Genomic DNA, 23,084 nt, shown 5'->3' with positions numbered 1-23,084 from the left:
CATATGGGAGCTGGTCACCGGCGGTCGCCGTTGCGGCGGAGGAAGTCGACCGCGATGCCGGCGGCTTTGCCTATGGCGGCGTCCACCGTGGCGCGGGAGGCGGCCAGGTCGTGGGTGCGGGCGAAGACGGCGATCGCGTAGCACTCGCCGTCGGGGTAGCGGGCGACGCCCGCCTCCATGTGCAGCCCCGGCAGGGTTCCCGTCTTGGCCGCGACCGTGACGTCGTCCGGGAAGCCCGACACCAGTCGGTGGCGGAAGACCTGGCGGCTCATCAGGTCACGTACGAACGCGCAGGCTTCGGGCGGCCCGGCGGCGTCACTCCAGACGAGTTGGAGCAACCGGGTGATCTCGCGGGGTGTGCTCGCCGTGGTGTGGCGGGGATCCAGCACGGCGAGCCGTCTCTTGCGGTCGTCCGGCAGGGCCGGGTAGCGCACGGCGAACTCCCTCTCGTCGCGCGCCCCGACCTCCGCGAGCATCGACTCCAGCAGGTCCCGCGGCCCGCCCACGATCCGGGTCCGCTCCAGCCCGAGTTCCTCCGCGAGCAGCCGTACGGTGTCCAGGCCGACGCGGGCCAGCAACAGGTCGGCCGCCGAGTTGTCACTGACCGACATCGCGAAGTGGGCCAGGTCACGCAGCGACAGCTCGACGTCGTCCAGACACCCGGCGGTTCCCCAGCCGCCGAGCCGGTCGGCCGCCGTCACCCGCACCCGCTCCCGCGGGTCGAGCTGTCCGGCGACGACCTGCCGGGCGAACTCCAGCACCATCAGCACCTTGAAGATCGAGGCGATCACGACGGGATCGTCGGCGCCCACGGCCACTCCGGAGGCACCCGGCTCCACTCCGGCCTCCCCGGCGACCGGCGTGCGCACGCGAACGGGGATCGCGTGCAGTTGTCCTTCGGCCCCGGCCTGCGCGAAAACCTGTCGGATCCGTTCCTCTGTCACTGCGCCCCTCTTGCCATCGGTTCGTCCTGATCCTCGGATCGCGGTCGGACCTCCAGCTGATCCATCCCCCTCGCGGCGGCCCTCACGTACGATCCTTGACCGTGGATCTCTTGCGCCACCTGCGTCTGTTCGTCACCGTAGCCGACGAGCTGCACTTCAGCCGGGCAGCCGAGCGGCTGGGCATGGCGCAGCCGCCGCTCAGCCAGGCGATCCGCAGGCTGGAGAAGGAGCTCGGTGCGGAGCTGTTCGACCGCTCGCAGCGCGGCGTCCGCCTGAGCGCCGCCGGGGCGGCACTGCTGGAGGAGGCCCACGAACTCCTCGCCCGGGAGGAGAGGCTGCGCACGCTGGCCCGCCGCGCCGCCGACGGCGGCCTCGGCACGCTCCGCGCGGGCGTCCCGCCCGACACCACGGCCGCCGTACTGTCCGCGTTGCTCTCCGCCTGCGCGCAGGACGCCCCAGGCCTCGCCGTCGACCTCCAGGAGGTCACCACCGAGGAACAGTTGCGGCTGCTGTCCTGCGGCGGGCTGGACGTCGGACTCGTGCACCACCCCGTCGACGCCACCGAACTGCGACTCGGCCCCGAAATCTCCCTGGACCTGGGGATAGTCCTGCCTCGCACCTCACCGCTGGCCCGGCTGCCGGAGGTGAGGCTCGGCGAGCTCTCCGGCCACGACCTGGTGCTCTTCCCCCGGGCCCACGCACCGGGCTGGTACGACCGGATCCTCGACGTGTGCCGCGCCGAGGGTTTCGTCCCCGGCCGCCTCCGGCACGCGTCCAACCCCGAGTTCCTGCTCGCCCTCGTGACGGCGGGGCACGGAGTCGCCTTCGACCAGGGGCCGGTGGCCCGCAAGGAGCCCCGCGTCGCCTGGCGGCCACTGGCCGACCGCCCCCTCACCCTGCGCGTCAGCGGCGCCTGGCCCGCCGGCCGTGCAGCCCACCCGGCCGCCGGCCGTTTCGCGGAACTCGCGCACGGCGTCCTGGCCCGCGACCACACCGCGCACACGCGGCGTGCGGGCATCTCGCGCCAGGGGGACGAGCCGCCGCGCCCGTGGTCGGTGGTCTACGGCTAGGTCGTGTCTTTCCGATCGGCCCGGCTCGGGGCCGCGGCGCCCGGCTGACGCCGGTGAGCGGGGCTTGGTGCGAGCGACGGCACGGCGGGACCGTGGGGAACGCGATGCCGGTCAAGCCTCCGGGAAGGACGGGCACGTGTAGCGGCCCCTGTCCCGCGGGGCGCACTCCTCCACGCCCATGACGGTGTGCTCGTACACCTGCCGGGGGCGTTCCGCGATGCCGTGCACGGAGAAGCCCTTGCCGTTGGCGGTGATGTCCTGGGTGTGGGTGCCCTTCGCGTCGACGTAGCTGACCTCGAACGCCTTCCAGGTGCAGTCCTGCGTCCCGGACGTGACCTGGATGCGCAGTCCGCCCGGGGTGGCGCCGTTGCCCAGGTCGATCTTCCTGTGCGTGAAGAACGGCTCTCCGTAGTGCTCCTCCTCCGGGCCACCGGTGATCAGAGGGGTGTCGGTGGAGCGCGTCACGTCGAAGAGCAGTCCGTCGTAGTCGGCCCCGCCCTCGCCCACCCGGATGATCGCGGTGGTGGCCTTGGCGGGGGTGCACCGGAGGCCCTTCATCCGCAGGCCGTTGACGACGAGGGAGGCTTTGCGGTCGCTGATGAGGTCCACGAACCATGCCTCGGAGTAGCCCCACCAGTCGACGCCCATCGCGCTTTTCCAGACGTCGGAGTAGAAGACGCCCCGCCCGTGGTGGGCCTTCGTGAACGCGGTCAGGTCCTGCGCCACGCCGCTCGTCCCCACGATCCGCGCCTTGTCCCGCGCGGAGAAGGGAGCGTCGAAGAGGGTCGCCTCGGGTTCCCGGGTGTCCTGACGGACGTTCGCCGAGAACGCGGGGCCTTCCCGGTCGACCTTGTCGTCCGCCTTGCTCGACACCCGCGCGTCGTGCTCCGACGTCAGCCAGTCGGTGCCCTTCGTCAGCAGGAACAGCACGAGCGAACTCACGACGACCCAGGCCACGGTGATGCGGATCTTCCGTCTCTGTCTGGCCGGGTCCGCGTCCGCGGCCTGGGGCATGACGGTGTTGATCATGTCGTCCCGCAGCGACGGCGTGTTCGGGGCCTGTGGCGCGGGGGGCGGGGAAGCGGGCGGCGGCGTACCGCTGTCTGCCATGGGAGCGGCCTCGCTGGAGTAAGTGACCATCAACAACGGGCTGTTGATGCTACGTCATGACAGGTGCCCCTCCGCCCGCCACGGCCAGGCGGCAGGCCCGCGCGTACGCCCGGACCAGCGGCCGGTGGCCGTCCTCGCGGGGCCGGGCGAGGACGGAGCGGCTGGGGGCGACGCCGTGGACCGGGGGTGGTGACGCCGCCCAGGGTGAGCAGCGGGACGTCGCCCGTGGCCGGCAGGCGGATGCCTGACCGGTCGTCATCCCGCAGGACCCGGCAACAGACGGACGACGATGCAGTCGGCCCCTGTCCTGACCGGCCACCGGATCCCCCGGAGCACCCCGCGGGGCCCCTCGGGCAGCCCTGCCACCCGCCTGTCCCACAGCGGCACGGCCCGCCCGCCGCGCCCACGGCCGAGCGCTGCCTCCGGGCGCCGCACGGACTCCGGCGGAGCCGGCAACTCCCGCGCGGCCCCGTCCGCCTGACCGGCCGGCACCCGGGCGCCTCCGCCGGTTCCTCCCGCACAGGGGGCCCACCGCGCCGTCCGCCGGCGGGCCGGCGGCGGTCACACCCGGGCGGCCCGGATGACCGAGCGCGCTCGACGGCCCCGGCCCACCGTGCGGTCAGCCCGCTCCCTGCCCGGATCGCCGCATTCGCGACCCCCGTACCGTCCCCGCTCGCGCCGCGCTTACCATGCGCCCAGTCGTACGTCAGTTCTGCGTCAGTCAGGAGCACGGTACTCGTGTCCATACCTCCGCCCTCCGGGCCCCAGCAGCCCCAGGACCCGTACCAGCCTCCGCAGCCGCAGGGCCCGTACGCTCCCCACCCGCAGGGGCCGCCCCAGGGGCCGTTTCAGGGACCGCCCCAGGGGCCTTACGGAGGGCCGCCGTACCCGGCCTGGGGGCAGGGTTACCTGCCGCTCAACCGGCCCGCGCCGGTCAACGGTGTCGCCATCGCCGCGCTCGTCCTCGGGGTGCTGTGCTTCCTGCCGGCCGTGGGGCTGATCCTCGGGATCGTCGCGCTCGTGCAGATCCGCAGACGCGGGGAGCGCGGCATGGGGATGGCGATCGGCGGCGCGGTGCTGTCGTCCCTCGGGCTCGCGCTGTGGGTGGTGATGCTGGCCACCGGGGGCGCCTCCGCCGTCTGGGAGGGGTTCAAGGAGGGCGCCGGCGCCGGCAACACCAGCCTCTCGCTCGCCAAGGGCGAGTGCTTCGACGTGCCCGGCGACACCTTCCACGAGGACGTCTACGACGTCGACAAGGTGCCCTGCTCCGGTGAGCACGACGGCGAGGTCTTCGGCACGGTCCCGCTCTCCGGCAGCAGCTACCCGGGCGACGACTACGTCACGGACACGGCCGAGGGCAAGTGCTACACGCTCCAGGACGGTTACGCGATGGATCCCTGGGCGCTGACCGACAAGGTCGACGTCTACTACCTCACGCCCACCCGTGACAGCTGGAGCTGGGGCGACCGCGAGATCACCTGCGTCTTCGCCAGCACCGACGAGCGCGGCACCCTCACCGGCTCGCTGCGCGCCGACGAGACGACCCTCGACGCCGACCAGCTGGCCTTCCTGAAGGCGATGGCCGCCGTCGACGAGGTGCTCTACGAGGAGCCGGAGGAGTACGCCGAGGAGGACCTGGAGATCAACCAGACCTGGGCGGGCGAGGCCGGGGACGTGACCGGCGAGCAGGCCGAGGTCCTGCGCGGGCACACCTGGTCCGCCGACGTGCGGAAGCCCGTCGCCGACCTGGTGAAGGACATGGAGGACGCCGGCGAGGAGTGGGCGAAGGCGGCCGACGCCTCCGACGTGGACACCTTCTACGAGCACTACGACAACGCCTACGGCTACGTCGACGGCGACAGCACCGTCACCGCGCGCGAGGCTCTGGGGCTGGCCACCACGCCGCCGACCTACGACGAGGACCCCGAGAGCGGGGCCGGCAGCGGGGACGAGGGCGGCCTCGATGTGTGATCACGTCCATAGCGGGGAGAAAGTGCCTGGGTAAAGCCCCTCCCAGGGATAAGTCATCACATCGAGTGGTTCTCTGGCCTTTACTTGCGTGGCCCAACCCACGGTTGCCAGGCTGTTGCTGTCTGTACAGCCTGATGGGAGCGGCCAGTGACATTCGGTGAGCAGCCGGCGTACCTGCGCGTCGCGGGTGATCTCCGTAAGAAGATCGTCGACGGCTCCCTGCCACCGCATGCCCGCCTCCCGTCCCAGGCCAGAATCCGCGAGGAGTACGGCGTCTCGGACACCGTCGCCCTGGAGGCGCGCAAGGTGCTGATGGCCGAGGGGCTGGTCGAGGGCCGCTCCGGGTCCGGGACGTACGTGCGTGAGCGGCCGGTGCCGCGCCGGATCGCCCGCTCCGGCTACCGGCCGGTCGGCGGTGCGACGCCGTTCCGGCAGGAGCAGGCCGACGCCCGCGCGCGCGGGACGTGGGAGTCCAGCAGCGAGCAGGCCGACGCGAGCCGGGCCGTCGCCGAGCGGCTCGCCATCCAGCCCGGCGACCGTGTGATGTGCACGAAGTACGTCTATCGGGAGGCGGGCGAGGCGATGATGCTCTCCACCTCCTGGGAGCCCCTCGCCGTCACCGGCCGCACGCCGGTCATGCTGCCCGAGGAGGGCCCGCTCGGCGGCATGGGCGTCGTCGAGCGCATGCGCGCCATCGACGTCGTCGTCGACAACGTCACCGAGGAGGTCGGCGCCCGCCCCGGCCTCGCCGAGGAACTCCTCGCCCTCGGCGGCGTCCCGGGCCATGTCGTCCTGGTCGTCCACCGCACGTACTACGCGTCGGGCCGCCCGGTCGAGACGGCGGACGTGGTGATCCCGGCGGACCGGTACCGGGTGGCGTACCACTTGCCGGTGAAGTAGCTGACGAAATTGTTGGTGACTTAGACGGTGAAGTAACTGACGAAGTAGTCGGTGAATTAGACGGTGAAGTAGCCGGTGAAGTGGTCATGGGCGCGGTTGGGGGTTCCGCCGGGGTGAGGTGAGATCCGCGCAGGCCCCCGTCCGTGAGGGCCCACCCCCCCGTCCGTGAGGGTTCCCCGGTGGGCAATGGTTGGGATTCCCGCTGTCGGCGTGGTGCGGGCCGGGGTGGGGGAGGTGGCGCACCGCGTGAGACAGCGCACACCCTTCCGGCAGTTGCCCCCGGAAACCGCGCGCCGGAAGGCCGTTCGGGCGCCGTCGGAATCCGGTCGATTCCCGGCGTTCCCGCAGGTCGCCCGAGAGATGGCCGGCATGCCGCCGACCGGAGGCGTCGCGCCGCGCGCACGGCGCGTTCGGTTTCGTGCGCCCCCTCCGTCCTGGCCGGTTGCGTACCTGTTCGTGAAAAGCCGTGTTCGCTGCGTAAAGGTTAGGCGTACGCTCGGGCATATGCGGATTGGGGTTTCCTCAGAGGGCGGGGCGCGGACCGGGCCGCGAACGGGAAGAGGAGGGGCGCGATGAACGACAGCACCATCTCTCTGCCCTGGCTCGTCATACGACAGGACGACAACGGCAACCGGTACCGCGTCGGCCGGTACGCGACACGGGCCGAGGCCCAGAAGATCGCCGACAGTCTCGACCACCGCGGACACAAGCAGCTCTACTGGGTCGAACGCATCGGCCAGCACGGGGACGCCTCCCGGAACTGACCTCCGGGACCGACCTCCCGGCCGTTCCCGTAGGCTCCGCCGCATGACGGAACGGATCGTGGTGGTCGGGGCCGCCCTGCTCGACGGCGACCGTCTGCTCGCCGCGCGCCGGAGCGCACCCCCGGACCTCGCCGGGCGCTGGGAACTGCCCGGCGGCAAGGTCGAGCCGGGCGAGCGGCCCGAGGAGGCCCTCGTGCGCGAACTGCGCGAGGAACTCGGCGTGACCGCCGAGGCCATGGAGCGCGTACCGGGGGAGTGGCCCCTGAGACCGCCGTACGTTCTGCACGTCTGGACCGCCCGCCTGCGCCCCGGCTCCCCGGCCCCCGCGCCCCTGGAGGACCACGACGCCCTGCGCTGGCTCACCTCCGACGAGATCTGGGACGTGGACTGGCTCGACCAGGACGTGCCGGCCGTGCGGGAGACGATCACGCGGCTGGGGACGAGCGCGCGTTGACCCCGGCGCCCCATCCCCGTGCCTGATCTCCGTGCCCCATCCCCGCGCCTGATCACCGTGTCCGAGTTCCTGAGCCGGGTGACAATGGCCGCGACGAGAGAGGGACCCGCTTCTTCGCGGGCGCGGCGCGTGTGCCCGATCTCCCGTGCCCGGTCTCCCGTTTCCGGTCGGCCCGTGTGCGACCCCCTGTTTCTGATACGCCGTTGGTGCCACAGGGCGCCCTCCCGAGCGGTACTCGCCCTCGGATATCGGGTATGGGGCCATTAACCCCACGAAACCGGACATGGGTGTACCTCGCTGGCTCGGGAAGTGATCGGCGTGATCGACACCGAAGGCCACTACGCCGAGTGGACGTTCCCCGCGGAGCCCGGCGTGGTGCGCACCGCCCGCAGCGCGGTGCGGGGGCAGTTGCGCGGCTGGGACCTGGACAGCCTCGGTGATCTCACGGCCCTGCTGGTCAGCGAACTGGTGACGAACGCCCTGCGACACGCCACCGGCCCCATCGGTGTCCGTCTGGTCCGCCCCGCCCGTCTGGAGGGCGTGCTGCTGGTGGAGGTCTCCGACCCGCTGCCGGACCCGCCGCGCGAGCGCGTCGCCCGGCCCGACGACGAGAGCGGCCGCGGACTGCAACTGGTGGCCTCCTCCTCGCGTCGCTGGGGAACCCGGCCCGGGAACACCGGAAAGACGGTGTGGTTCGAACTGGCGGTGCCCGACCGGGACCGCGGCCCCGGCCTGGAAGCCTGAGGGCCCGGCGGCGCGCCCGCCGGGGGCCTCCCCGGCGACCCGTGCCGGAAGGTGTGGTTCGACGACGTGTCCGCTGGTTAGAAGACTGGAAGTGTTGTCACGGAACGGTCCGGAAAACGCCTGGACCGTGCTGTGATCGTGAACATCGTGCCGCGCGGCGCCGTAGTGCTGGATACTGCGGGCAGCCGCCCCCGGTGACCGGTGCCGGGCGCGGTGAGCTGGAGGGGACGGTTCGCGTGAGCGAGATACCAGCGAAGGCCACGGAGTCCGAGGACCCGTCGGACGGCGCGAGGGAAGAGGCCGACGGCCCGAGGGCCGAGGCCGCGGGCGCGCTCACAGCCGATGCCGGAAACACCTTGGCCGGCGGTGCCGTCGGCGGCGAGGAAGAGATGCCGGCCGGGGACGACCTGTGGCAGAGCAGTCCGCCCGGCTCGATCTACGACTACATCAAGGTCGCCTCGTTCTCCATCGGCCCCGACGGGCTGGTCGACCAGTGGAGCCTGCGTGCCGAGCAGATCTTCGGCATCCCGGCCGAGCGGGCCGTCGGCATGGACCCCATCGACGCGTTCATCGATCCGCACCTGCGCGACCGCGGCCAGCGCAAGATGGCCGAGATCCTCGACGGGCGGGAGTGGACCGGCGTGGTCCCCTTCCGGATGCCCGACAGCGCGGACGGCAGGCGCGGCCAGGACGGCCTCGCCGAGGTGTACGTCATGCCGACGCGCACCCAGGAGGGCGAGAAGGCCGCCGTGTGCATCGTCGTCGACGTCCGCACCCTGCGCAGCATCGAGACCGACCTCGCCGCCTCGCAGGCGATATTCGGTCAATCTCCTTTCGGGTTCCTGCTGATCGACCCCGAGCTGCGGGTCCGCCGCGCCAACCAGCGGTTCGCCTCCCTCTTCGGCGGCACCCCCGACGACCACCGCGGCAAGGGTGTCCACGACTACCTGCCCCGGCCCGAGGCCGAGCGGGTCGCCGCGATCCTGCGCCGCGTCCTGCGGACCGGCGACTCCATCACGGACATGCACGTCACCGGGTTTCTGCCGGACTCCGACGAGCGCCGCCACTGGTCGATCAACCTCTACCGCGTGAACAGCGGCTCCGGCCGCCCGATCGGCATCGCCTGGCTCGGCACCGACATCACCGCCCGCCGCGACGCCGCCCGCGAGGCCGCCGCCGCGCGGCGCAATCTCGCCCTTCTGAACGAGGCGGGCGCCCGCATAGGGAACTCCCTCGACCTGGAGACGACCGCGCGCGAACTCCTCGACGTCGTCGTGCCCGGCTTCTGCGACCTGGCCACCGTGGACCTGTACCAGGGCCTGCTGGCCGGCGACGAGACCCCGCCCGGGCTCGCCGACGGCAGCGCCGAACTGCGCCGCGTCGCCTTCTCGTCCGCCGTCTCCGACGCGCCCTTCGCCGGCACCGGCACGCCCGTCGCGGTCGGCGCCGTCCACCACTACCCCTTCCACTCCCCCTGCGCGGACGTCCTGCGCACCGCCCGCCCCCAGACCGTCCCCGGCGAGGAGGGCGGCCTCGTGCAGTCCACGCTCGTCATTCCGATGGTCGCCCACGACACCGTCGTAGGCCTCGCGCAGTTCTCGCGGACGAAGGGCAGTGAGCCGTTCGGGGAACGGGACCGGGATCTGGCGGTGGAGTTGGCGGCCCGGGCCGCCGTCTGCATCGACAACGCGCGCCTGTACCGGCGGGAGCACGAGCGGGCGTTGATACTGCAACGGTCGCTGCTGCCGCCGGGCGACCCGGTGGCCTCGGGCCTCGACATCGCCTGCCGCTACCTGCCCGGCAATGCCTCCACCGGCCGTCCCAGCGAGGTCGGCGGCGACTGGTTCGACGTCATCGAACTCCCCGGACACCGGACGGCTCTGGTGGTGGGGGACGTGATGGGGCGGGGACTGCGCGCGGCGGTCGCCATGGGCGAACTCCGCACGGCGGTGCGGACGCTGGCCCTGCTCGACCTCGAACCGGCCGAGGTGCTCTCGGCGTTGGACGAGATCGCGCGCGGGCTCGGCACCCCCGGTGGCGTCCAGCAGGCCACCCGGGCCGCCCGCCGCCCCCGCGAGGCCGACCTGTCCGAGGTGTACCTCGCGACCTGCGTCTACGCCGTCTACGACTCCGTCACACGGCGCTGCACGTTCGCCAACGCCGGCCATCTGCCGCCCGTACTGGTCGAACCCGGTGAGCCGGCCCTGATGCTCGACGTGCCGCCGGGCATGCCGCTCGGCGTGGGAGGGGAGCCCTTCGAGGAGGTGGAGGTCGAACTCCCCGAAGGCGCGCTGCTGGCGCTCTACACGGATGGACTGGTCGAATCCCGCGACCACCCCCTGGACGAGGGCCTCCAGGCCTTCGTGGGAGCGCTGACCGACCCCTCCAGCCCCCTGGAGGACGTCTGCGACCACGTCCTCAACACCCTCGACAGCCATCACGGCGAGGACGACATCGCGTTGTTGATGGCACGTGTACAGGGCCTGCCCGCCGATTCCGTCGGCGACTGGACCCTGCCCCGCGAACCGCGCAGCGTCGGCCGCGCCCGAGAGTACGCCCGCGGCCAGCTCCTCAGCTGGGACATGGAGCCGCTCGTCGACACCACCGAACTGCTCGTCAGCGAACTGGTGACCAACGCGCTGCGGTACGGCGAGGGCGAGATCAGGCTGCGCCTGCTGCTCGACCGCACGCTCGTGTGCGAGGTCTGGGACGCGGGCCTCGTCCAGCCCCGTCGCCGACGCGCCCGGGACACCGACGAGGGCGGTCGCGGTCTGCAACTGGTCGGCCTGCTCTCCGCCGCCTGGGGCTCCCGGCGGACCCCGCGGGGGAAGACGGTGTGGTTCGAACTGCCGCTGCCGGACGGGGAGACGGGGCTCACGGATCCGGCGGAGGCGTTGCTGAGCCTGTTCTGACGGGCGGCGGCGCGAAGCCCGCCGGACGGCCGCCCTCGGGATCCTCGGCGGGGACGACACCGCCGAGGACCGCGCCGGACGTCCCGGCCGTGGCGCTCGCGGCGGAGGAGGCGGCCGCCACCCCCGCATACGGGTTCCCCCGCAGCCGCACGTCCTGTTCCGCCAGTTCCCGGGCCTCCAGGGCCAGCGCGTCGGCGTGCGGGCGGTCGGCGGGGGCGCCGGCCGACAGGAGCCGTCGGGCCTCCGCCAGGCGGGTCCGGGCGGTGGCGCCCACCGCGCCCCGGTGGGTCGTGACGAAGTCGTCCGTCGCGGCGGTGGCGCTGCGGGCGGTGAGCAGGGCGGCCGCCGGGAGCACCCCGGACCGGCCCGGGACGAGCGGCGCGGTGGCGAGCACGATCCGGCGCAGGACACCGATGGGGTCGTACGGCTGCCCGGCGGTCAGTTCACGGCGTACGGCGGCGAGGACGGCGTCGGCGTGCAGCACCTGGGCGAGCGGCTCGCCCACGAGGCCGTTCGGGCCGCGCGCCGCCGAGAGTTCCGCCTCGGCGCCGGTCAGCGCGGCCGGGACCATCGACTCGGCCTCCCGCAGCTCGGCGGCCCGCCGTTCCACGCCCTCGACGAAGACGGCCGCCTGGGCGACGGCCCCCTCGGCGGCGCGCAGTTGCCGGGCGGCGTCCTCAAGCCGGTCCAGGTCGGCCGCCTGCCGGGCCAGGTTGAGGCGGACGGTGGCGAACAGCAACCGGTCCTTGGCCTGTTCGACGTACCCCGTGAGAGAGGCGGTCGCGGTGGCCGCGTAGTGAGCACTCAGCTCGCCGAGGAGCGCCCCGGCCGCGCCCGTACGTCCCGTCAGCTCGCGAAACCGCGCCTCCGCCACCCCCAACGCCTCGCCCACCCCCTGCTCCAGCCCCCGCAGCCGTACGAAGTCGCCGGCCACCGCGTCCAGCCGCCGCCCCGCCTCCTCGCACCGCCCGATGATCCCGGCGAGCGCGTGCCGCCGGGCCGCCTCCTCCTCCGGTATGCCCTCGTCGTAGCGCTGCCGCATCCGGAAGGCGGCCGCCAGCTCATGCTCCGCGTCCCGCAGCGCACGGCTGAACGGAGCCACCGCCTCCGCCCCGGACAATGCTTCGGCGAAGCCGAGTTCCACGCGGGCGGACCGCACCCGGTCGTCGGCCTCGACGAGGAACTCGCGGGCCCGCTCGTCCAGCCCGGCGAGGGGCGGCGAGGAGCCGGCGGGCGGCGGGATGCCGGCCCCGCCGGGTGTCGTCCGTTCACGGCTGCGGCGGACGCGGCGCAGGTAGCCGTAGCCCGCGGCCGCCCCCGCGGCGCCGAGCACCGCGAGCGGCAGCACCAGGTCGGTCGCGGACGTCCCGTTCTCCGCCGGCGCGGCGGACGCGGCGCGGGTGATCGCAACCGGAGCGTCCGTCTGCGTCGTCATCCCCGGCAACACCAGCCACACGACCCCCGCAGCACCGACCAACGCGGCACGAGCCACCCGCACGGACCTGTGCGTCCAGGCACGCCGCGTCCGGCCTCGGAAGAAGGACGACGTCACATTTCGGAGCGTATGACCGCCCATGCGGCCCCGCGACCGGGATACACCCGAGGCGGGGGCCGTGCGACGGGGCGACACCGGAGGAGGGGGAACGGCGATGGAACGCTCGGACACCAGGGAGACGGGACCGGCTGTGGGGGGAGGCACGGGGTCGGGGGCGGGGGTGGCGCCGGGTGCGGTGCCGGGGCCCGGGACGGATATGGACAGGGGTACGGATACGGATGCGGATGCGGGGCCGGCCGGGGGAGCGGACGTGGCCCCGGGCAAGGCGGCGGAGGCGTCGCCCGACCACGCGCCGGGGTCTTCGCCCGAGCCGCTGGCCGAGCCGACGGCGCCTGAGCCCACGCTGGGGCTCGCGCCCGAGCCTGTTCCGGATCCCGAGCTCGCGCCGGAGCCCGATCCTGTTCCGGAGCCGGAGCCGGAGCCGGAGCCGGAGCCGGAGCCGGAGCCGGAGCCGGAGCCGGGGTCTGGGCTCGACCCGGAACCAGCGCACACGTCCGCGTCCGTGTCCGTGTCCGAGCCCGAGTCCGCGTCCGTGTCCGAGTCGAACGCAGAGCCCGGGCCCGCGCCCGAGCCGGACCCGGCGCCCGCGCCCGCCCCGGCCCCGGACCACATACCCGGGCCCGCCCCGGATTCCAGACCCGGGCCCGCCCCGGACCCCATACCCGAGCCGGACCCGCATCCCGCGCCCGCGCCGGGAACGGAGAAGGACCCCGTGCCCGCGGTCGCCGACGCTGGGGATCCCCCGGCCGGGGCGGCCGCGTCCGGGCACGGAACCCGTGCCGGTGGTGGCGGTGGGAAGGGTGACGGGGGCGGCGGTGGGGCCGAGGAACCGGGGAGTCCCCGCCCCCGGCGGGGTCGGCGGCGTTGGGTTCGGCGGGTTCTCCTCGGCCTTGTTCTGGTCGTTCTCCTCCCTCTGCTCGCCGCCCTCACCGCCCTGCGCGTGAACTACATGGGTGACCCGGCCGACAGTGCCCGCACCCGCGGCAAGGACGCCATCTGGCTCGGGCACGCCTGGGTCGACGGGCGTAAGAAGGACGCGGACGTCAGTGCCCTGGCCGCCCGGCTGGAGGGCACTGGCATCCGTGATCTGTACGTCCACGCCGGTCCCCTGGAGCACGACGGCACGCTCCCCGAGTCCGCCTACGCCAACGCCCCTTGGTTCATCGACGCCGTGCACCGCGAGATGCCCGGGATCAGAATCCAGGCCTGGCTCGGTGACGTGCTCGCCAGCGAGGGCTCCCGCGGCATGCGGCTGGAGCGCGAGGAGACGCGGGCCGCCGTGGTGCGGTCGACCCGCGAGATCCTCGCCGCCGGCTTCGAGGGCGCCCACTTCGACCTGGAGCCCCTGCACTCCGACGACCGGAACTACCTCACCCTCCTCGACGCCCTGCACCGCGTCACCGCCGCCCAGGACGCCCCGCTCTCCGTCGCCGCCCACCAGATCGACCCGATCCCGGGCCTCCACTCCTTCCGGGGCGCCGTCACAGGGCACCCGAAGTGGTGGTCGCAGGAGTTCTTCGGCCAGGTCGCCCGCCGCGTCGACCAGATCGCCCTCATGTCGTACGACACCATGCAGCCGCTGGAGAGCACCTACGGCGGCTATGTCGCCCAGCAGACCTCGCTCGCCCTGGAGATCACCCCGAGGACCACCGACCTGCTGATGGGCCTGCCCTTCTACCACGAGAAGGGGTTCGGTCACTGGGAGCACGCCGAGACCGTCCCCGCCGCCGTCCGCGGCGTCCGCCTCGGCCTGTCCCGCACGGACGCCGACCGCGCCAACTTCGGCGTGGCGCTGTACGTCGACTTCGCGGCGAAGGAGGAGGACTGGACGGCGTACCGGAAGGACTGGGTCCGCTAGGGGCCGTCGTCAAACTCCCGCCTCCGGGCGACGACGGGAGTTTGACCACAGCCCCCAGGGCCGCGCGCCCGCGCCGGAAAACCGCCTGCGCCCGACGGGAGGCGGTGCGACCATCCGGCGCATGACCGCCACGCCCGTACCTCCCCACCGCACCCCTGCCCACCGCACCCCTCCCCACCGGATCCCTGCCCCCCGCACCGCCCTCACCCGTGACGCCCTCGCCCCCCTCGTCCGCGCCGCGGCCGGCCCCCACCGCGCCCTCGCGGCCGTCGTCCGGCTGCGCGGCGGCAGCAAGAAGGGCGTCTACCGGCTCCACTTCGACGACGACACGACCGCCGTCGCCTACGTCTGGTCGGCGGACGAGGACTACTGGGACGCCGGCCCCTCCGACCTCCGTGACCCCTTCTCCCACGGCACCGGCCTCGGCCTGTTCACGGCCGCGCACGACCGCCTGACCGCCGTCGGCGTCCGTACGCCCCGCCTGCTGTACGCCGACGACACACACACCCACCTCCCGGCGGAGACGGCGGTCGTCGAGGACCTCACGGGCGGCAGCCTGGAAGCGGCCCTGAAGCGGGACCCGGACGCGGGACGAGCCTCCCTGGAACAACTCGCCGAACAGCTCACCGCCCTGCACGCGCACCGGGGCCCGGCCTTCGGCAAGGTCGCGCTGGTCGACAACGGCGGTGTGCCGTCCGACCGTTCCTGCGAGCAGCGCGTCATCGACGGCGCCCTGCGCGACATCGCCGCCACCGTCGTACGGGACGCGCGGATCGCCGACGCGCGGGAGGAGTTGGAGGCCGCCGTACAGGAGATGGGCGCGGCGGTCCGGCCCCGCTCCCGGCACGCCCTCATCCACGGCGAACTGGGGCCCGACCACGTCCTGCTGGACGCCGACGGCCGCCCCGCGCTCATCGACATCGAGGGCCTGATGTACTTCGACGTCGAGTGGGAGCACGTCTTCCTCGAACTGCGCTTCCACGAGGCGTACGACGCCCTGCGCGTCCCGGGTCTCGACGAGGACCGGCTGCGCCTCTACCGACTCGCCATGCGTCTGAGCCTCGTCGCGGGTCCGCTGCGGCTGCTCGACGGCGACTTCCCGGAGCCGGGGCCGATGCGGGCGATCGCCGAGCACAACCTGCGCAGGGCCCTGGAGCTGATCGGACGCCCGCCGCAGGCGCCGGGACACGCACCCGCTCCGGCACCTGGGAGGTAAGCGTCCCGTCGCCCGGACGTCATGTGCGCTTCCCCTCCGCGGACACCCGCGTTGGTTGTGCAGGGGGCTGTGGGCGTCCTAGCGTCCACATCTCCTATCCCTGTGAGGGTCACCCACTGATGCGATCGCCACTCACCAGTAAAGCCGTCCGTCGCGCCCTGCGCCCGGTGGCCGAACTCATCGACCAGCGCATCGAACGCCAGGTCCGCCGCATCCTCGCCACCTCCGCCGCGAACGCCGGAGGGATCGCCGCCGGAAGCCTCTCGTCCGACGCGGCGCAGCGGGAGCTGAAGAGGCTGCGCGACCGCCAGCGCCCGCTGGAGCTGTTCTTCGACGGGACCGGGCGCGGCGTGTCCCGGCTGCCGTCCGCCTCCCACCTCGACCGCGCGATCGCCGAGCTGGCCGCGGTGACCGGTGACAGAGACGGCGCCGAGCGCACCGTCGCCCAGGCGTTCCGGCTGCTCATCGCGATGGAGGCGCTCGGGGTCGGCCGGATCGCCGGCGGCACCATGAACATCGTCGGCAAGCTGTCGGCCGTACCGCTGCTCGACCCGCCGAACGACGAGATCCTGGAGATCGGCACCCTGTACGGGATGTTCGGCGCGGCCCTGATCCGGATGATGGAGCGCGCGGGACGCGACCCGCGCCTGACGATCGTCGATCCGCTCGCGGGCACGCAGTTGCAGCCCGGCACCACCATGGGCGACGACGCGTCCGGCACCCCCGTGCGGGGCGCCGCGGTGCGCACCAACCTGTCCCTGGCGGGGCCGGCCGGTGCCGCGGCCCGGATCCAGCAGGGCTTCTCCGAGGACCCCGAGGTCCGTGCCCTGGTCTCCGACCGCTCCTACGGCGTGATCATCGTCGACGGCGACCACTCCGCCGCCGGTGTCGCGGCCGACCTGGAGTGGGCCGAGAGGATCGTCGCGCCCGGCGGGATCGTCGTCCTGGACGACTTCGGGCACCCCAAGTGGCCCGGCATCGAGGAGGCGTTCGACAAGCACATGGCCACGGACACGCGGCTGACCTTCCTCGGCCGGGTGGCGCATTCCGGGTACCTGCGGGCGGAGACCGCCTGAGGCACGGGCGGAGACCGCTCGAGGTGTCGGCGGTGGCCGCCCGGGGTGTCTCAGGCGCGTCGCCGGATCTTGTTCCCGAGCCAGACGAGCGGGTCGTACTTGCGGTCCACGGCCCGCTCCTTCAAGGGGATCAGCGCATTGTCCGTGATCTTGATGCCCTCGGGGCAGACCTCCGTGCAGCACTTGGTGATGTTGCAGTAGCCGAGGCCGTGCTCGTCCTGGGCCGTGGCCTTGCGGTCCAGGCCGGTCTCCTCCGCCGCGTCCAGCGGGTGCATGTCCAGCTCCGCGACCCGCATCAGGAAGCGGGGGCCGGCGAAGGACCGCTTGTTCTCCTCGTGGTCGCGGACCACATGGCAGGTGTCCTGGCACAGGAAGCACTCGATGCACTTGCGGAACTCCTGCGGCCGGTCCACGTCCTCCTGGAACATGCGGTACTCGCCCGGCCCCACCCCCGCGGGCGGTACGAACGACGGGATCTCCCGGGCCTTCTCGTAGTTGAAGCCGACGTCCGTGACCAGGTCGCGGATGACCGGGAAGGCGCGCAGGGGCGTGACGGTGATCGTCTCGTCCCGGCCGAACACCGACATACGGGTCATGCACATCAGCCGGGGCCGCCCGTTGATCTCCGCCGAGCACGAACCGCACTTGCCCGCCTTGCAGTTCCAGCGGACGGCGAGGTCGGGGGCCTGGGTGGCCTGGAGGCGGTGGATGATGTCCAGGACGACCTCGCCGTCGTTGACCTCGACCCGGTAGTCCTCCAGGCCGCCGCCCTGCACGTCACCCCGCCACACCTTGAAGCGGGCCTCGTAGCTGCTCACTCGTACAGCTCCTCTTCGGCGAGGTACTTGACCAGCTCCTCCTTCTCGAAGAGGGCGAGCAGGTCGGGGCGGATGGGCTCGGTGGTCTCGCGGCTGAGGGTGATCTGGCCGTGGAGCGGGTCGGTCGCCGCCAGCCCGCCCGTGGGGTCGGCCAGCCGGCACAGCAGGTTGACGTTGCGCCAGCCGCGGTCCATCGCCGGGTGGTCCTCGCGGGTGTGGCCGCCGCGCGACTCGCAGCGCTCCAGCGCGGCCCGCGCCACGCACTCGCTGACCAGCAGCATGTTCCGCAGGTCCAGGGCGAGGTGCCAGCCGGGGTTGAACTGGCGGTGGCCCTCCACCCCGGCCCGCCGGGCCCGTACGCGCAGCTCCGCGAGCTTCTTCAGGGCCTGGATCATCTCGCCCTCGCGGCGGATGATGCCGACCAGGTCGTTCATGGTCTGCTGGAGTTCCTGGTGCAGGGTGTACGGGTTCTCCGCCGGCGCCCCGGCCGGTTCCCCGCTCTCGCTCTCCGCCGAGAAGGGGCGCAGCGCCTCGGCGGCGGCCGTGTCGACCTCGGTGTCGTCGACGGCCGGCCGGGCGCCGAGCGCCGCCGCGTACTCGGCGGCGTGCCAGCCCGCCCGGCGGCCGAACACCAGCAGGTCGGAGAGGGAGTTGCCGCCGAGCCGGTTGGAGCCGTGCATGCCGCCGGCCACCTCGCCGGCCGCGTACAGCCCCGGCACCCCGCGCGCGGCGGCCGTGTCGGAGTCGACGGCGATGCCGCCCATCACGTAGTGGCAGGTCGGCCCGACCTCCATCGCCTCCGCCGTGATGTCGACGTCCGCCAGCTCCTTGAACTGGTGGTACATCGAGGGCAGCCGGCGCTTGATGACCTCGGCGGGCATCCGCGTCGACACGTCGAGGAAGACGCCGCCGTGCGGGGAGCCGCGGCCCGCCTTCACCTCGGCGTTGATGGCGCGGGCGACCTCATCGCGCGGCAGCAGCTCCGGTGGACGCCGGTTGTCGTCCGGGGCGTCGTACCAGCGGTCGGCCTCGTCCTCGGACTCGGCGTACTTCTCCTTGAAGACGTCGGGGATGTAGTCGAACATGAACCGCTTGCCCTCGGAGTTCCTGAGCACCCCGCCGTCGCCGCGCACGGACTCGGTGACGAGGATGCCCTTGACCGACGGCGGCCAGACCATGCCCGTCGGGTGGAACTGCACGAACTCCATGTTCAGCAGGGGCGCCCCGGCGAGCAGGGCGAGCGCGTGGCCGTCGCCCGTGTACTCCCACGAGTTCGACGTCACCTTGAAGGACTTGCCGATGCCGCCGGTCGCGATCACGACGGCGGGGGCCTCCAGGACGAAGAAACGGCCGGTCTCGCGGTCGTAGGCGAAGACCCCCGAGACGCGGGCCGCCCCCGTGGGGGAGCCGCTGTCGGGCGCGGTCCTCAGGATCCGGGTGACCGTGCACTCCTGGAACACCTTCAGCCGGGACTCGTAGTCCCCGGTCTCGCGGTGGTCCTCCTGCTGGAGCGCGACGATCTTCTGCTGGAGGGTGCGGATCAGCTCCAGGCCCGTGCGGTCGCCGACGTGCGCGAGGCGCGGGTACTCGTGGCCGCCGAAGTTGCGCTGGGAGATCCGGCCGTCCTTGGTGCGGTCGAACAGGGCGCCCCAGGTCTCCAGCTCCCACACCCGGTCCGGGGCCTCCTGCGCGTGCAGCTCGGCCATCCGCCACTGGTTGAGGAACTTGCCGCCGCGCATGGTGTCGCGGAAGTGCACCTGCCAGTTGTCGTGCTCGTTGGCGTTGGCCATCGCCGCCGCGATGCCGCCCTCGGCCATCACCGTGTGCGCCTTGCCGAACAGCGACTTGCAGATCACGGCCGTACGGGCGCCCCGCTCGCGCGCCTCGATGGCCGCCCGCAGGCCGGCCCCACCGGCCCCGACCACGACGACGTCCCACTCCTGCCGGTCGACCACGGACATCACAAGGCCCCACTCATCTAGAAGAAGCGCGGATCGTCGAAGGCGCCGGACGCGACCAGGTAGACGTAGAAGTCGGCGAGCGCCACGCTCACCAGCGACGCCCAGGCGAGCTGCATGTGCCGGGCGTTCAGCTTTCCGGCCCACTGCCACATCCGGTAGCGCACGGGATGCCGGGAGAAGTGCCTGAGCTTTCCGCCGACGATGTGCCGGCAGGAGTGGCAGGAGAGCGTGTACGCCCAGATCAACACGATGTTGACCAGGAAGACGAGGGTGCCGAGGCCCATGTGGCCCCACTCGTAGTGCTCGTCGCGGAAGGCGAGCACGGTGTCGTAGGTCAGGATCCCGGCGACCGGGATCGCCGCGTAGAAGAAGTACCGGTGGACGTTCTGGAGGATCAGCGGGAAGCGGGTCTCGCCGGTGTACTTCTTGTGCGGCTCGGCCACCGCGCAGGCCGGCGGGGACGCCCAGAAGCCCCGGTAGTAGGCCTTGCGGTAGTAGTAGCAGGTCAGGCGGAAGCCGAGCGGGAAGATCAGGATGATGATCGCGGGGGAGATGCCCCACCAGCCGCCGAAGATCTCCCAGTTCGGGCCGGCGCGCATGGGCTCGCAGCGCTCGGCCAGGCAGGGCGAGTAGAACGGCGAGACATAGGGCGCCGCGTAGTAGTCCGCGTCGGCGAAGGCCCGCCAGGTCGAGTACACGACGAAGGCGAGCAGCCCGGCGGCGGTCGCCGCGGGGGCCAGCCACCAGCGGTCGGTGCGCAGATGGGGCGCGGTGATCGCGGCGCGAGTGGCGGTGCGCACGCCGCGGGGCGGATGGGGTTCGGTGGCGGGCGGTTCCGTACCAGTGGCCAATTCACGACTCCGGTCGGCTCGGGACTCCGGGCGGTTCAGGGGGCACGGCGGTCACGGGCGCCGAGTCCCTCGTCGTCCGTGTCGATCCACAGGGAGTCGTCGTAGGGGGTGTCGGGGATGGTGACGAGTTCGGGGCGCTTGGGCGAGGCGGACGTGGCGGCCGCCTCGCGCAGCAGCGCGACGCTCTCGCGCAGATGGGCGGTGTCGGTGCGCACCCGGCGCATCTCGAGTCCGGCGCTGCCGAGCTGCTGCTCCAGGCGGCACACGGACCGCGCCAGGTCGTCGAGACAGCGCTGGACCGTTGCCAGATCGTCTTGCACGGACATGACGTGACCTCACTTCCGCGGGCCCCACGGCCCTGGACGGCGACGCTCCATGCGCCTGCGAGTGTTGCGCGTCACACCCGTGGATGTGAAGGCGTGTGCAGCGATTGGCCGATCGCACGCCTCCGGTGCACGCCCGAACGCGCTCTGTGTGCGCCGGGGGCGTGCGTTACTCCGCACGGGTGGGCTTACGCGCTCCCGCCGCCGTGTCGCCCCCGGCAGGCGAACCCTTTCCTCTTCAGTGGGCCGTAGATCAGATCAGCTCCAAAATACCGCCAAATGTGAACATAAGGCACCCGCGTCAGTGACGGAAGCGGCTCCCCGGAGGTACCTGAGATGTCCCACGACGGCGTCGGACTGCGCGCGGTCATGCGCTCGGTCGCCTACCTCACCGCGGGAGCTCTCGCGGTCCCCTCCCTGGCCGCCTGCGGAGCCGAGGACCAGGCCGGCAAGCCGCTGGCCGCCCAGGACATCGCCCCGGCCGCCCGCGCCCAGGTCGCCGAGGGCGGCACCCTGCGCTGGGCGGTGGACGCCGTCCCGGAGACCTTCAACACCTTCCAGTCCGACGCCGACGCCGCCACCACCCGGGTCGCCCAGGCCGTCCTGCCGTCGATGTACCGGCTCGACGCGAACGGGCGGCCCGCGCGCAATCCCGACTACCTGGAGTCCGCCGAGGTCGTCGAGACCGAGCCCCGGCAGGTCGTCCTGTACAAGCTCAACCAGCAGGCCGTGTGGAGCGACGGCCGCGAGATCGGCGCCGCCGACTTCGCCGCCCAGTGGCGCGCCCTGTCCGGCAAGGACAGCGCCTACTGGACCGCCCGCAACGCCGGCTACGACCGCATCGCGAAGATCGAGCGCGGCGCGAACGACCTCGAGGTCCGGGTCACCTTCGCCCGCTCCTACGCCGACTGGCAGTCGCTGTTCTCCCCGCTGTACCCGAAGGACGTCATGGGCACGCCCGACTCCTTCAACGACGGGGCGCGGCGCAAGCTGAAGGTCACCGCCGGGCCGTTCGCCCTGACCTCGGTCGACCGGGAGAACGGCCGGATCCGGCTCACCCCCAACCCGCGCTGGTGGGGGCGGCCCGCCAAGCTCTCCGAGATCGTCCTGACGGCCGTGAAGCGCGACCAGCGGGCCGCCGCGCTCGCCGCCGGGCAGATCGACCTGGCCGAGATCGACCCGGCCGCCGCCCAGCGCATCGACGGCGCCGCCCAGGGCGGTGCCGGACCGCTGGCCGGTCCCGGCGGCGGCCGCACCGCCGCCAAGGCGCTGCGCTCCTGGGCCCTCGCCTACGGATCCGACGAGGAGGCGGCCGACGACGAGCTGCACGCCCGCAGGAAGCTGCGCCAGGCGATCGCGACGTGGGAACGCCAGCAGAAGGCGCTGCGGGACTACGAGGTGCGCAAGTCGCTGGAGCCGGCCTACACGCAGCTCGCCCTGAACGGCGCCGACGGTCCGCTCGCCGACGAGCGGGTGCGCCGGGCGGTGGCCCGGGCGCTGGACCGCGAGGAACTGGTCGAGGCGGTGCTCGAGCCGCTGGGCCTGCCCGCGGTGCCCGTCGGCAGCCACCTCGCCCTGTCCGGGCAGGAGGTCTACGCCGACAACAGCGGGGCGCTCGGCGGACAGGACACGAAGGAGGCGCAGGCGCTGCTCGCGGACGCCGGATGGGTTCCCGGCGGCCCGGTCAAGGAGGCGGAGAAGGCGGAGAAGGCGGCCGGGTCCCGGGGCGAGAAGTCCGGGAGCGACACGGGCGGCGAGGACGCGTCCGAGGGCGGCGACGACGGCACGTACATCGTCGGCGAGGACGACAAGGCGCCCGGCCGGTCGGACCGGGATGACGACGACCACGGCAGGCAGCTCGCCCAGGACGGCAAGCAGTCCGTCAACCGGAACGGCGCGCCCGGCGCCTACGCCCCCCGGGGCACCGCCGCCCCGGCCGGCGCCGCACGCGGGGCGCTGGCCAAGGACGGCAAGGCGCTCACCCTGCGGTTCGTGCTGCCGACCGGCGCCGGCTCGGAGCCGCTGCACGCGGTCGCCGGGCGGATCGCGCGGATGCTGGACACGGTCGGCATCCGCACCGAGCTCACCAAGGTCTCCGACGAGAGCTACTTCAAGGACCACATCGCCTCCGGCGAGTACGACCTGGCCCTCTACTCCTGGCCCGCCTCCGCCTTCCCGGCCACCGACGCCCGGCCGATCTACGCCAAGCCGGTCCCGGCCGCCGACGGGTCGCTGAGCGTCGAGCAGAACTACACCCGGGTCGGCACCGACCAGGTCGACCAGCTGTTCGACCAGGCGATCTCGACCCTGGACGAGGAGGAGGAACGGTCCCTGCTGCGCAAGGCCGACGCCCGGATCTGGGCGGCTGCCGGATCGATTCCCCTCTACCAGCGCCCGCAGCTCACGGCCGCGAAGAAGAACGTGGTCAACGCGGGTGCCTTCGGGTTCCAGACCCCGGTCTACGAGGACATGGGCTTCCTGAAGAAGGGCGCGAGGATCTCGGCGAGCCCGTCCGAGAAGTGACGAGGAACACGTCGGGAACCCCTCCGGGAAGTGC

Annotated in this window: 18 protein-coding genes; 11 read left to right on the top strand and 7 right to left on the bottom strand. The window is 72.8% G+C overall.

What is annotated here, in order from left to right; genetic code table 11:
* Nucleotides 1-14: 14 nt before the first annotated feature.
* On the bottom strand, nucleotides 15-944 hold the full coding sequence (locus ACF1A1_RS14745; protein ID WP_391999927.1) for a serine hydrolase: 930 nt from the start codon (nucleotides 942-944) through the stop codon (nucleotides 15-17).
* A 101-nt stretch (nucleotides 945-1,045) separates the two neighbouring features.
* Between ACF1A1_RS14745 and ACF1A1_RS14740 the strand changes: the two genes are divergently transcribed.
* On the top strand, nucleotides 1,046-2,014 hold the full coding sequence (locus ACF1A1_RS14740; protein WP_391999926.1) for a LysR family transcriptional regulator: 969 nt from the start codon (nucleotides 1,046-1,048) through the stop codon (nucleotides 2,012-2,014).
* Nucleotides 2,015-2,125: 111 nt separating this feature from the next.
* On the opposite strand, the gene ACF1A1_RS14735 is transcribed toward ACF1A1_RS14740, so the two are convergent.
* Nucleotides 2,126-3,124: a hypothetical protein gene (locus ACF1A1_RS14735; RefSeq protein WP_391999925.1), complete on the bottom strand. Its 999-nt coding sequence runs from the start codon at nucleotides 3,122-3,124 to the stop codon at nucleotides 2,126-2,128.
* A 738-nt stretch (nucleotides 3,125-3,862) separates the two neighbouring features.
* Between ACF1A1_RS14735 and ACF1A1_RS14730 the strand changes: the two genes are divergently transcribed.
* The 6 genes from ACF1A1_RS14730 to ACF1A1_RS14705 all read left to right on the top strand — a co-directional run bounded on the left by ACF1A1_RS14730 (nucleotide 3,863) and on the right by ACF1A1_RS14705 (nucleotide 10,869).
* Nucleotides 3,863-5,095 carry a DUF4190 domain-containing protein gene (locus ACF1A1_RS14730; protein ID WP_391999924.1) on the top strand — a complete coding sequence of 411 codons (1,233 nt, stop codon included), beginning with the start codon at nucleotides 3,863-3,865 and terminating at the stop codon, nucleotides 5,093-5,095.
* Between the two features lie 147 nt (nucleotides 5,096-5,242).
* Nucleotides 5,243-5,995, top strand: a complete 753-nt coding sequence (locus ACF1A1_RS14725; RefSeq protein WP_391999922.1) for a GntR family transcriptional regulator — start codon at nucleotides 5,243-5,245, stop codon at nucleotides 5,993-5,995.
* Nucleotides 5,996-6,567: 572 nt separating this feature from the next.
* Entirely contained in the window at nucleotides 6,568-6,759 is a 192-nt protein-coding gene (locus ACF1A1_RS14720; protein WP_391999921.1) for an SPOR domain-containing protein, read from the top strand.
* Between the two features lie 43 nt (nucleotides 6,760-6,802).
* Nucleotides 6,803-7,213 (top strand): (deoxy)nucleoside triphosphate pyrophosphohydrolase, encoded by a 411-nt coding sequence (locus ACF1A1_RS14715; protein ID WP_391999919.1) that lies wholly within the window; start codon nucleotides 6,803-6,805, stop codon nucleotides 7,211-7,213.
* Between the two features lie 309 nt (nucleotides 7,214-7,522).
* Nucleotides 7,523-7,957, top strand: coding sequence for an ATP-binding protein (locus ACF1A1_RS14710; protein WP_391999917.1), 435 nt, complete (start codon nucleotides 7,523-7,525; stop codon nucleotides 7,955-7,957).
* A 236-nt stretch (nucleotides 7,958-8,193) separates the two neighbouring features.
* The gene (locus ACF1A1_RS14705; RefSeq protein WP_391999916.1) at nucleotides 8,194-10,869 is read left to right on the top strand and encodes a SpoIIE family protein phosphatase; all 2,676 of its coding nucleotides are present in this window, start codon (nucleotides 8,194-8,196) and stop codon (nucleotides 10,867-10,869) included.
* On the opposite strand, the gene ACF1A1_RS14700 is transcribed toward ACF1A1_RS14705, so the two are convergent.
* Nucleotides 10,832-12,304 (bottom strand): hypothetical protein, encoded by a 1,473-nt coding sequence (locus tag ACF1A1_RS14700; RefSeq protein WP_391999915.1) that lies wholly within the window; start codon nucleotides 12,302-12,304, stop codon nucleotides 10,832-10,834. The genes ACF1A1_RS14705 and ACF1A1_RS14700 overlap by 38 nt on opposite strands.
* 730 nt (nucleotides 12,305-13,034) lie before the next feature.
* Between ACF1A1_RS14700 and ACF1A1_RS14695 the strand changes: the two genes are divergently transcribed.
* From ACF1A1_RS14695 to ACF1A1_RS14685, 3 genes are all read left to right on the top strand, one after another.
* Complete coding sequence (locus ACF1A1_RS14695) at nucleotides 13,035-14,282, top strand: hypothetical protein (protein ID WP_392000196.1); 1,248 nt, start codon at nucleotides 13,035-13,037, stop codon at nucleotides 14,280-14,282.
* 121 nt (nucleotides 14,283-14,403) lie between these two features.
* Nucleotides 14,404-15,498 (top strand): phosphotransferase family protein, encoded by a 1,095-nt coding sequence (locus ACF1A1_RS14690; RefSeq protein ID WP_391999913.1) that lies wholly within the window; start codon nucleotides 14,404-14,406, stop codon nucleotides 15,496-15,498.
* A gap of 119 nt (nucleotides 15,499-15,617) precedes the next feature.
* Nucleotides 15,618-16,574, top strand: coding sequence for a class I SAM-dependent methyltransferase (locus ACF1A1_RS14685; protein WP_391999912.1), 957 nt, complete (start codon nucleotides 15,618-15,620; stop codon nucleotides 16,572-16,574).
* A gap of 50 nt (nucleotides 16,575-16,624) precedes the next feature.
* On the opposite strand, the gene ACF1A1_RS14680 is transcribed toward ACF1A1_RS14685, so the two are convergent.
* The 4 genes from ACF1A1_RS14680 to ACF1A1_RS14665 are packed head-to-tail and all read right to left on the bottom strand — an operon-like array spanning nucleotide 16,625 to nucleotide 20,530.
* Nucleotides 16,625-17,392 carry a succinate dehydrogenase/fumarate reductase iron-sulfur subunit gene (locus ACF1A1_RS14680; protein WP_391999911.1) on the bottom strand — a complete coding sequence of 256 codons (768 nt, stop codon included), beginning with the start codon at nucleotides 17,390-17,392 and terminating at the stop codon, nucleotides 16,625-16,627.
* Nucleotides 17,389-19,353, bottom strand: coding sequence for a fumarate reductase/succinate dehydrogenase flavoprotein subunit (locus ACF1A1_RS14675; RefSeq protein WP_391999910.1), 1,965 nt, complete (start codon nucleotides 19,351-19,353; stop codon nucleotides 17,389-17,391). The genes ACF1A1_RS14680 and ACF1A1_RS14675 overlap by 4 nt, the downstream gene beginning before the upstream one ends.
* A 17-nt stretch (nucleotides 19,354-19,370) precedes the next feature.
* Complete coding sequence (locus ACF1A1_RS14670) at nucleotides 19,371-20,204, bottom strand: hypothetical protein (protein ID WP_391999909.1); 834 nt, start codon at nucleotides 20,202-20,204, stop codon at nucleotides 19,371-19,373.
* 35 nt (nucleotides 20,205-20,239) lie between these two features.
* The gene (locus tag ACF1A1_RS14665; RefSeq protein WP_391999908.1) at nucleotides 20,240-20,530 is read right to left on the bottom strand and encodes a hypothetical protein; all 291 of its coding nucleotides are present in this window, start codon (nucleotides 20,528-20,530) and stop codon (nucleotides 20,240-20,242) included.
* Nucleotides 20,531-20,863: 333 nt separating this feature from the next.
* Here ACF1A1_RS14665 and ACF1A1_RS14660 point away from each other — a divergent pair, with 333 nt between their 5' ends.
* On the top strand, nucleotides 20,864-23,050 hold the full coding sequence (locus ACF1A1_RS14660) for an ABC transporter family substrate-binding protein (protein ID WP_391999907.1): 2,187 nt from the start codon (nucleotides 20,864-20,866) through the stop codon (nucleotides 23,048-23,050).
* Nucleotides 23,051-23,084 lie beyond the last annotated feature (34 nt).

The organism is Streptomyces sp. NPDC014995 (assembly GCF_043080745.1).
Taxonomy (GTDB): Bacteria; Actinomycetota; Actinomycetes; order Streptomycetales; family Streptomycetaceae; genus Streptomyces.
Note: the sequence above shows the minus strand (reverse complement) of the source record. Positions and strands in the feature narration are given on the sequence as shown.

What these genes read in the sequence shown, in the direction of transcription:
- ACF1A1_RS14665 (WP_391999908.1), bottom strand. Translation starts at nt 20,530, where the DNA reads ATGTCCGTGCAAGACGATCTGGCAACGGTCCAGCGCTGTCTCGACGAC.
- ACF1A1_RS14715 (WP_391999919.1), top strand. Translation starts at nt 6,803, where the DNA reads ATGACGGAACGGATCGTGGTGGTCGGGGCCGCCCTGCTCGACGGCGAC.
- ACF1A1_RS14685 (WP_391999912.1), top strand. Translation starts at nt 15,618, where the DNA reads ATGCGATCGCCACTCACCAGTAAAGCCGTCCGTCGCGCCCTGCGCCCG.
- ACF1A1_RS14735 (WP_391999925.1), bottom strand. Translation starts at nt 3,124, where the DNA reads ATGGCAGACAGCGGTACGCCGCCGCCCGCTTCCCCGCCCCCCGCGCCA.
- ACF1A1_RS14675 (WP_391999910.1), bottom strand. Translation starts at nt 19,353, where the DNA reads ATGTCCGTGGTCGACCGGCAGGAGTGGGACGTCGTCGTGGTCGGGGCC.
- ACF1A1_RS14700 (WP_391999915.1), bottom strand. Translation starts at nt 12,304, where the DNA reads ATGACGACGCAGACGGACGCTCCGGTTGCGATCACCCGCGCCGCGTCC.
- ACF1A1_RS14720 (WP_391999921.1), top strand. Translation starts at nt 6,568, where the DNA reads ATGAACGACAGCACCATCTCTCTGCCCTGGCTCGTCATACGACAGGAC.
- ACF1A1_RS14690 (WP_391999913.1), top strand. Translation starts at nt 14,404, where the DNA reads ATGACCGCCACGCCCGTACCTCCCCACCGCACCCCTGCCCACCGCACC.
- ACF1A1_RS14660 (WP_391999907.1), top strand. Translation starts at nt 20,864, where the DNA reads ATGTCCCACGACGGCGTCGGACTGCGCGCGGTCATGCGCTCGGTCGCC.